Here is a 2,622-nt window from a genome sequence, read left to right as displayed (position 1 = left end):
TGTAGGCGGAGGGATCGAAATCCTTCACCTCAGCCGCAAAGCGGCAGGCATGGGCAGACGCGTCAAACAAGGTGATCGGCGCCACCCCGTTACGACCGCTACTCAGTCCTTCCCAGTAGGAAGTGACGTCATTACCAATTGGTGTGACCGCGCCAAGGCCGGTGACGACGACGCGGCGGAGACCCTCCACCATCAATTCCTTCCTCAGGCCTGCTTGTCCAGGATGTATTTGACGGCGTCGCCAACGGTGGCGATGCCTTCAGCGGCTTCGTCGGGAATCTCGATATCGAAGGCCTCTTCCAGGGCCATCACGAGTTCAACGGTGTCGAGGGAGTCAGCGCCCAGATCGTTCTGGAAGTTGGATTCGGGCTTGACCTCGCCGGCATCAACGCTCAGCTGCTCAACAACGATCGAGCGGACTTTCTCGAAGATCGCTTCCTGGGACATGGCCGGAGTGTCGGACGCCGCATCCTACGGGTATGTGTGCCAGGCACCCCCCGTATGAACAAGGATGACGGCCAGGGAGGCCTGTGGCTTGGATGCTGATTGCCATGGGTACCTTGGGCGTCGCGTCCACAGACGACATGTCCCACGCCGTCAAGATTTACGACACCTGCATCGGCTGCACCCAGTGCGTTCGGGCATGTCCTCTCGATGTTCTCGAGATGGTGCCCTGGGATGGCTGCAAGGCCGGCCAGATCGCCTCGTCTCCCCGCACCGAAGATTGCGTCGGTTGCAAGCGCTGTGAGACCGCTTGCCCCACCGACTTCCTCTCCATTCGCGTCTACCTCGGCGACGAAACCACCCGCTCCATGGGCCTGGCTTACTGAGCCCAGCTCCCATAAGCTCAAGCCCGGCCCAGCCGGGCTTTTTTATTGGTTCCAGGCGCTATGTGCGGCATCGTTGCGGTGATTGGTTCGCGCGAGGCGGCACCGCTCCTTTTGGAGGGTCTCCGGCAGCTCGAATACCGGGGCTATGACTCCGCCGGGATTGCCACGGTGGCGGACGAATCCGGCTTGGCCTGTCTGCGCGCTGAAGGCAAGCTCGCCAACCTCACGGCTCGTTTTGAGGCGCAGGGGGCCCAGGGGCAGTGCGGCATTGGCCACACCCGTTGGGCGACCCACGGCAAGCCGGAAGAACGCAATGCCCACCCCCACCTCGATGGTCCCCGTCGTCTGGCCGTGGTGCAGAACGGGATCATCGAGAACTACAGAAGCCTGCGTGAGGAGCTCCAGGCCAAGGGTGTGGTCTTCCGCTCGGACACGGACACCGAGGTCATTCCCCATCTGCTGAGCCAAGAGCTCGATCGGTTGGAGGCCCTGGGCCACGCCGCCTCTCCCCAGCTCCTGCTTGAGGCCGTGCAAGCGGTTTTGCCGCGGCTGCATGGGGCCTACGCCTTGGCCGTGGTTTGGGCTGCGCTCCCGGGTGCCCTGGTGGTGGCCCGCAAAGCAGCGCCTTTGCTGATTGGCCTGGGGGAAGGGGAATTCCTCTGCGCCAGTGATACCCCGGCTCTGGCTGGCTTTACGCGCACGATCCTGCCGATGGAAGACGGTGAGGTGGCGCTGCTCACCCCCCTGGGAATCGAGCTCTATGACGAGGCCGGAGCGCGGGTGCAGCGGGCTCCCACCCTCCTGAGCGGCACGGATCACGTGGCGGACAAGCGCAGCTTCCGTCACTTCATGCTCAAGGAAATCCATGAGCAGCCCGAGACCGCCGCCCTTTGGGTTGCTCGACATCTCCCCGATGCATCCGCGCGGGTGGCCTTGCCGCTCGATGAGAGCGTGTTTGAAGGGATTGAGCGCATCCAGGTTCTCGCCTGCGGCACCAGCCGCCATGCCGCCTTGGTGGGGGCCTATCTCCTGGAGCAGCTGGCCGGGATTCCGACCAGCGTGTTCTATGCCAGCGAATTCCGCTACGCCCCGCCACCGCTGGCGCCGAACACCCTCACCATCGGTGTGACCCAATCGGGCGAAACGGCAGACACCTTGGCTGCTCTCGCGATGGAGCAGGAGCGGCGCCGAGCCGTTGCCGATCCGGCCTTCGCCCCCCGTCTGCTGGGGATCACGAACCGCCCTGAAAGCTCCCTGGGCCGGATGGTTGATCAGATCCTCGACATCGGCGCCGGCATCGAGGTGGGTGTTGCCGCCACCAAGACCTTCCTGGGTCAGTTGTTGGCGTTCTACGGCTTGGCCATTGCCTTTGCCGAACGTCGCTCGGGCCGACCTGGGGTTCTCGGCGCCGAAGCCCTGCAGCAGCTGATGGCTGGTCTGCGGGATCTTCCCCAGCAATTACGCAGCTTGGTGGATGACCACGACGGTCGCTGTGAGCAGATGGCCCATCTGTTCGCGGAGACCCAGGACGTGATCTTCCTGGGCCGGGGCATCAACTATCCGATTGCCCTGGAGGGGGCGCTGAAGCTCAAGGAGATCAGCTACATCCATGCCGAGGGCTACCCCGCCGGCGAGATGAAGCACGGCCCGATCGCTCTGCTGGATGCCCGGGTGCCCGTGGTCTCGATCGCCGTCCCAGGCACGGTGTTCGACAAGGTGCTCAGCAATGCCCAAGAGGCCAAGGCCCGCGATGCCCAATTGGTGGGCGTTGCCCCCAATTGCCCGGATGCCG

The 2,622-nt window shown here is 64.1% G+C and carries 4 protein-coding genes; 2 read left to right on the top strand and 2 right to left on the bottom strand.

What is annotated here, in order from left to right; all coding sequences use genetic code 11:
- On the bottom strand, positions 1–193 hold a 193-nt coding region (locus QZ184_RS11335; RefSeq protein WP_296419731.1), incomplete at its 3' end, for a beta-ketoacyl synthase N-terminal-like domain-containing protein.
- Positions 194–204: 11 nt separating this feature from the next.
- On the bottom strand, positions 205–447 hold the full coding sequence (acpP, locus tag QZ184_RS11330; RefSeq protein WP_010314088.1) for an acyl carrier protein: 243 nt from the start codon (positions 445–447) through the stop codon (positions 205–207).
- A 137-nt stretch (positions 448–584) separates the two neighbouring features.
- On the opposite strand from acpP, the gene psaC reads away from it, so the two are divergent.
- Together psaC and glmS are read left to right on the top strand one after the other, a co-directional pair.
- The gene (psaC, locus tag QZ184_RS11325) at positions 585–830 is read left to right on the top strand and encodes a photosystem I iron-sulfur center protein PsaC (RefSeq protein WP_006850103.1); all 246 of its coding nucleotides are present in this window, start codon (positions 585–587) and stop codon (positions 828–830) included.
- A gap of 60 nt (positions 831–890) precedes the next feature.
- Positions 891–2,622: glutamine--fructose-6-phosphate transaminase (isomerizing) (glmS, locus tag QZ184_RS11320; RefSeq protein ID WP_296419733.1), on the top strand; the 1,732-nt coding region annotated here is incomplete at its 3' end.

The sequence above is a fragment of the Vulcanococcus sp. DEBay_Sum22DG08_74 genome (assembly GCF_017852955.1).
In the GTDB taxonomy this organism is placed as follows: Bacteria; Cyanobacteriota; Cyanobacteriia; order PCC-6307; family Cyanobiaceae; genus Vulcanococcus.
The sequence above is the reverse complement of the archived record's forward strand: the minus strand, read 5'-3'. Positions and strand labels throughout refer to the sequence as shown.

Excerpts from the sequence above, each read along its gene's own strand:
- acpP (WP_010314088.1), bottom strand. The coding sequence starts at position 447 with ATGTCCCAGGAAGCGATCTTCGAGAAAGTCCGCTCGATCGTTGTTGAG.
- psaC (WP_006850103.1), top strand. The coding sequence starts at position 585 with ATGTCCCACGCCGTCAAGATTTACGACACCTGCATCGGCTGCACCCAG.